The organism is Aquabacterium sp. A08 (genome assembly GCF_011742065.1).
Window position 1 is genome coordinate 1 of the sequence record NZ_JAAQQT010000581.1, and the last position, 5,769, is coordinate 5,769.

Consider the following 5,769-nt stretch of genomic DNA (forward strand, 5'->3'; position numbering starts at 1 on the left):
GACGGCGTGCTGGGTGGTGACCTGCTCGGCGGCGACCTGCTGGCCCCGGTGACCAGCCTGTTGGACGAGGTGCTGGGTGGCGACCTGCTGGGCGGCGATGTGCTGGCCCCGGTGACCGGTCTGCTGGACGGCGTGCTGGGTGGTGACCTGCTGGGCGGCGATCTGCTGTCGCCAGTGACCGGTCTGCTGGACGGCGTGCTGGGTGGTGACCTGCTGGGCGGCGACCTGCTGTCGCCGGTGACCGGCCTGGTGGACGGCGTCCTGGGCGACAACGGTCTCTTGTCCTCCCTGCTGGGCGGCGTTCTGTGCTGATCGGAGACTGAAGGCTGGGACATGGAACGTCACGCATTTTCCGCCCAACGGTCCGTGTCCTTGCCTGATGCCCTTCGGCATTCGGCCGAGTCCTCCTCAGTGGGGGCTCGGCCTCTGGTCCCTTACGATTTGTTGTTTGACGAGGTGGACAATCTGTTGGTTTTCCTGGCCGGTGCCGAGCACCTGCACCAGGTAGAGCAATCTGCCGTTCAACGCCGTCACCCCGAACCGCTTGGCAGCGCTTTGACCGCCGAGCAACTCCTGGCCCAGCAATGCGGAATTTTGACCGCGTTTGTGGACACCCTGCCTCCCGTTTTTCACCGTTTCTGATCCCCTCTTTGTGACGCGATCAGCCCGTGGTCTTGACACGGTGGCTCTGAACATAGTACTTGGTCCCGTCTGGGTGCAGGTAGGTACTCACTTTGGCGAGCAAGGGGTTGGCTGTTTTGACTTCCACCGTTGTCAGCGTCGCGTTCGGGTCGTAACTGCCGTCGGCGCGTGCGGCACGGACCGTCAGTTCGGTCACCACCGCATAGGTTGGCGTGACCCGAAAGTCGTGTGTTTGCGCGGCTTTGCCCAGCGCCTGAGCTTCGGCCTGTTCAAATTTCTCCGATTTATAAATCATGTAGCCGGCCAACATGCCGGCAGGAATGGCCAGCCCCCCGGTGGCACCTGCTGCCAGCAGCAGGTTGTTGGCCGTCAAGCCCCCCCAGAACGAGGACATTTTGCGCTGCAGCGGCACACGCTGTTCTTCAGGGTACTGGTCTATGGCATCGAGCATCAGCAGTTTCATGCCTGCCAACGCGACCAAGCCCAGTGGCGTGGTGCTGATCAAGGGATTGGCCTCCACCGCTCCGGCGGCCAGACCCAAACCGGTGCTCAGGCTGTCGCCGATGGCCATGGTCTGGGCGATTGCCTTCGGTGTCGGTCCGGCTTGGGTTGTGGCTTCCAGCAGGGCCGCTTCCTCAGTGGCCCAGGCACCGGGTGTGGCCGCACCGACCACGAGTGCTGCCAGCGCGATGCGGTAGGGTCGAGCGACGGCTGACAGACCGTGAGGGGTGTGTGAAGGGGCGGCAGACCGGTGCATGGCGGATTCCTTTCACAGTCGGAAGCGGAGGGGACAAAACCCCGTGCGGGCTTTGTGGTGTCCATCTTCGTTCTGCTCCCTCGGTCACCATTGCTTGAAAGCAGGGCGCCGTTGCTGGCGGGAAGGCTTTGCCCCGTGTGGCCAGCCGACCGATCAGGTGGGCCGCAACCGTCGGCCAGCGGGCGTGTCCAGACGCAGCCACAGCGCCTGTAGCCGTGCCGATCCGTCTGTGTGGGTGGCGACCCGTCCCAGTTCAAGCACCGAGACCTGCTGGTCTTGACAAGTGCGCAAGCGCAGCGGAATGGCGTATTCCAGGGCATCTTGGCGGGCCTGTTGCCGACACTGCACCACCGCTGACAAGTCGTCTGGGTGCACCAATTCATTCAAAGAGACATGCTGGTCTCGGAAATGCTCAGGCGGGTAACCTGTCAGTTCGGCGACGTTGTCGGTCACGAACAAGGTCAAGGCCGGTTGGTCTAGCGTCGCGCTCCAGACCACGCCAGGCATCCCGTGCAACAGGCTGTTGTATTGGCGCTTGGTGTGGGCCAAGTGGTTGCGCTGGTCACGGGCTTCGGTCAGGTCCTGGATGAAACCGACGAACAGCAGCGGGTCGGCGCGGCGCACTTTCTGCACCGTCAGGCTCATGGGGAATTCGCTGCCGTCTTTGCGAACGCCGGTGAGTTCACGGGTTTTTGAAATCACCCGCTTGTCGTTGCCATCCAGTTTGTAGCGCGACAGGTAGATGTCGTGGGCCGACTTGAAGGGCTCGGGCATGAGCATGTTCACGTTGCGTCCGAGGATGTCGTCTTCGGTCCACTGGAACATCTTTTCGGCCGATTTGTTGAAGCTGCGGACGAGCCCGTCTTGGGTGATGGTGACGATCGCGTCGTCGGAGGTGTCCAGAATGGCTTTCTGCTGGGCGCTGGTTTCGAGGGCTTCTTGGCAGTCTTTGGCCTGCCGCCGCCAGCGCCAAAGCAGTGCGCCGAGCAGCAGGGCAAGTGTGACCACCCCGCCCAGCAAGGCGTAGGTCCAGATGGGGTTGGACATGGTGTGGTGTGGGATTTAGCGGTTGCGCTCCTGCGCAATGCGCCAGGCGTCGCCTTGGCGGTGCATGGTCACCGTTTTTCGGTCGACCGAGCGGTGGTCGTTGGCGGTGTAACGCTGTACGAACTGGACCGTGGCCCGGTCACCGTTTACCTGCACCTTGACCGCGTCCAACTCGACCTGGATCGAGGTTTTGCCTTCGATGCGTGCCCGACGCTGGGCCAGCCACTGTGCGTGGGTCAGGCCGGCGGTGGCGTAGCCATCGGTGTAACTGGCCGCATAGGCAGCCATGTCGCGCCGCGACCAGGCGTCCGCCCAGCGTTGCAAGGCGGCATGAACCTGCGCCACGTCAGGGCTGGGCGCCACCGTGCCTGGGACTTGGGCACCTGCCGTGTCCATTGGTGTGGCGTTGGCCTGGCGCATGGGCGTGGCGCTGACAGGTGTTTTTTCTGTCGCGGTCAGGTCAAGCGGCGCAGGGGCCGGGAGTGGCGCAATCTGTGCCACGAGCCGGAGCTTGGTTTGTGCATGGCCGGCTGGACCGTCTGGGGATTTCAAGGCATTTTGGTAGGCGAGGGCGGCCAGCCGGGCATAGACATCGCCCAGGTTTTCGTGAGCGGCTTGGTACTGGGGATCGATTTTGAGGGCCGCCTGCAGGGCTTCCAGCGCGGGGGTCCACTGATTCTGGCGAGCCAGCAGTACCCCCAGGTTGTTCAACGGTTCGGGCGAGTCGGGGTAGGCGCGGTTGAGTTCGCGAAAAACCGCCAGCGCCTCGTCGTCGCGGTGGAGTTCGGTGAGTGCGACACCGCGGTAGAAGGTCAGATCAGGTCGGTTGGGGGTGCGTTGCAGGCCCTGGTCGATCAGTTGCAAGGCCTGTGTGTGTTGACCGCGCTGCAGCAACTGCTGCACCTGGGCCGGCGTGGCATCGGCCCAGGCCAGGCCACAGAGGCCGAGCGGCAGGATGCACAGGGTATGGCGCCAGCGTTGCAACAAAGAGGAGATTCGGATCATGGGTGTGGTGACCGGACGTGCCGGTGTGGGGCGTGCGGGTGTCTCGGTGTCAGTCCACCAGCACGGCCTCGTTGCAAAAAAGTTTGATGTGACGCACGTCACTGTAGCCCAGACTCAGGCCCAACTGGCTCAGCAGGGGGTCGATCAGGCCGCCGACGAGGTTGGCGATGACGGGTTGGACCAGGGTGTTGAGCACCGAGTTGATCACCGGCAGAACGGCCTGCAGGATTTCATTGACCAGGGTGTCCACCGTGGCCAGCAGCAGGTTGAGCAGGCCCGACAGCAGGTTGCTGATGAGGTTGTTGCCCAGCAACTGGCTTTTGGTGGGGTCGCCGTACTTGGTCAGGCTGGCTCCCTGCACGGTGTTGAACAGGGTGTTCAGGGCGCTGGTGAGGGTGTTGCCAACCGATGAGCCCACGGTGTAAGGGCGCTCGTCTTCGATGAGCACGCCCTGGGCAGAGCCGGGTCCGAAGACGATGTCGTGCTGGGCCATCTGCTGCAGGGTCAGGGCCGGAGCGCCCAGTTCAAGCTTGCGCTTGATCAGGGGGACGTCCAGCACGGTCAGCTTGGCCGGGCAGTTGTTGAAGCCGGCGTTGGCGTCGTTCGAGATGCAGGTCTGGATCAGCCCGGTGCTCACCCGCATGCCAACCAGGGCGTCTTCGCGGCGCGGTGCGCACACGGCTTCGGTCAGCACCGCCTGGCCGGCGGCCAGTTCGAGGTTGATGTGGATGTCCTGAAAAGCGATGAGGCTCGACAGGGTGTTGAGCAGGGCGCCGATGCTGGGGTCCGACGAGAGCTTGAGCGCCAGTTGCAGGCGGACCTGGGCCGAGCGCGCCGTGGCCCCCAGTCCGCCGATGGCGTACTGGGGAGGCTCGATCACCTTGAGCGACAGGCCGACCAGCGGCAGGCCGGTCTGGAGCGCCACCGCATGGCTGCCATTGGCCACCTGGGCGGCCAGCATCACCAGGTCCAGGGCGGACAGGCTGGCTTGCGCCACCGAGCTGGGGTCCAGGGTCTGCAGGCGCAACACCTGGCCCAGGTCCAGGTTGAGGTCGCGCAGGTTGACGTTCAGCAGGTTGTTGAGCAGGGTGGTTTTGACAAGGCTGTCGGGACTGGCGTTGGCCGTGGCCACCACAAAGTCGTACAGGCTGACGCGGGCACCGGCCAGGCTGTCCACGCTGCCGAGGTTGATCGGGTCGGCCCGCACGATGTCCAGCAGCCGCACCTTGGCGTCGGCCAGGCCCTGGTAGGACACCAGGCTGAGGTTGACGTTGCTGCGCAGCAGCCCCGACAGCAGGGGGTTGAGCAGGCCGGCGTTGAGGTCGGCGCGGGCCACACCGGTGCCGATGGAGTGGATGCTCAGCAGCCCGCCATTGACCGGGTTCGCCGCGGTGGAGCGGGCCTCGACGAGCTTGCTGCGTTCGCCCCCCATGAAGTTGAGGATGAAGTAAGGCACTTCCTGCGCTGCCACCACACGCACGGCGTTGGGCGCCGCGGTGCCCGCCTGGAAGCGTTCGTCGGCCGGGCGGTCGGCGGCCCAGGTGCCACAGGTCAGGGTCAGGGCCAGGTCGGGGGTGGCGCTGTCGTTGCGGGCGGCGTTCTGGGTGGCGCGCTGCTGCATGGCGTTGCAGTCGCCGGGGAATTGCGCGCCGGCCAGCGCGGCCAGGTCGGCGGTCTTCTGCAGTTCGCGCTTGATGTAGAACACCTGGCCCACGTCCACCACGGCCAAGGTGGACAAGGCCAGCAGAATGGCGCCTACCCCCAGCAGCAGCACCCCGCCGCTTTGCCGTTGCCAACGCCTGAAACCGCGCATCGGGTTCAACGGTTGACCGATTCTTTGAGCTGCCGGTCGAACTGCGCCGGGATTTCGGACCGATAGCTGCGCAGGTAGCGCTCCCAGGTCTCGACAGCCACCGGGCCAGGGATGCCGGGGGCCGGCCGCCCGGCGCTCGCCTGGCGCTGGTGCTCGAACAGGGCGCGCGTGTCGGCGCCGATCGGGCGCGGACCGGCGGGTGGGTGGTCCACGCTGCGATCTGGCGCTTCGGCCGGCGGCTGCGTTGCGGGCGGGGTGGCCAAGTCCTGGGCCCAGCTCGGCGCTGCGAGGGCACACAACAACAAGCCCGCGCAGGTGCCCCATCGACGCAGGCGGGCAAGGGCAGTGGTGTCAAGGCGCAGGAGTGGGACGTGCATGGAGGTCTTTGGTGAGCGCATGGACTCAGTATCGTTTACCGAGGCGGGGCGGAAAAGGTTTCACGGCCGTCCACCGCACCGGTGCGTGCGGCGGCCAGAGCGCGCACCTTGTCGCGCGCTTCGGGGCC

6 protein-coding genes and 1 pseudogene are annotated in these 5,769 nt (G+C 65.4%); 2 read left to right on the forward strand and 5 right to left on the reverse strand.

All coding sequences use genetic code 11. The annotated features are described in order from the left end of the window. Both HA630_RS07090 and HA630_RS07095 read left to right on the forward strand, forming a co-directional pair. Positions 1–312: pseudogene (locus HA630_RS07090) on the forward strand (hypothetical protein); the annotation flags it as partial. 132 nt (positions 313–444) lie between these two features. Further along, positions 445–642: a hypothetical protein gene (locus tag HA630_RS07095; RefSeq protein ID WP_208300000.1), complete on the forward strand. Its 198-nt coding sequence runs from the start codon at positions 445–447 to the stop codon at positions 640–642. A gap of 19 nt (positions 643–661) precedes the next feature. Here HA630_RS07095 and HA630_RS07100 read toward each other — a convergent pair whose 3' ends face one another. The 5 genes from HA630_RS07100 to HA630_RS26515 all read right to left on the reverse strand — a co-directional run bounded on the left by HA630_RS07100 (position 662) and on the right by HA630_RS26515 (position 5,476). After that, positions 662–1,399, reverse strand: coding sequence for a hypothetical protein (locus HA630_RS07100; protein WP_166833647.1), 738 nt, complete (start codon positions 1,397–1,399; stop codon positions 662–664). A 153-nt stretch (positions 1,400–1,552) separates the two neighbouring features. Next, positions 1,553–2,419, reverse strand: a complete 867-nt coding sequence (locus tag HA630_RS07105) for a PAS domain-containing protein (RefSeq protein ID WP_208300001.1) — start codon at positions 2,417–2,419, stop codon at positions 1,553–1,555. A 42-nt stretch (positions 2,420–2,461) separates the two neighbouring features. After that, a complete protein-coding gene (locus HA630_RS07110; protein WP_166833651.1) occupies positions 2,462–3,451 on the reverse strand; it encodes a tetratricopeptide repeat protein in 990 nt (329 codons plus the stop codon). A gap of 49 nt (positions 3,452–3,500) precedes the next feature. After that, on the reverse strand, positions 3,501–5,264 hold the full coding sequence (locus HA630_RS07115; RefSeq protein WP_166833653.1) for a TadG family pilus assembly protein: 1,764 nt from the start codon (positions 5,262–5,264) through the stop codon (positions 3,501–3,503). Positions 5,265–5,269: 5 nt separating this feature from the next. Further along, positions 5,270–5,476, reverse strand: a complete 207-nt coding sequence (locus HA630_RS26515) for a DUF3613 domain-containing protein (protein ID WP_166833655.1) — start codon at positions 5,474–5,476, stop codon at positions 5,270–5,272. Positions 5,477–5,769 lie beyond the last annotated feature (293 nt).

What these genes read in the sequence shown, in the direction of transcription:
- HA630_RS07115 (WP_166833653.1), bottom strand. Translation starts at nt 5,264, where the DNA reads ATGCGCGGTTTCAGGCGTTGGCAACGGCAAAGCGGCGGGGTGCTGCTG.
- HA630_RS07110 (WP_166833651.1), bottom strand. Translation starts at nt 3,451, where the DNA reads ATGATCCGAATCTCCTCTTTGTTGCAACGCTGGCGCCATACCCTGTGC.
- HA630_RS07100 (WP_166833647.1), bottom strand. Translation starts at nt 1,399, where the DNA reads ATGCACCGGTCTGCCGCCCCTTCACACACCCCTCACGGTCTGTCAGCC.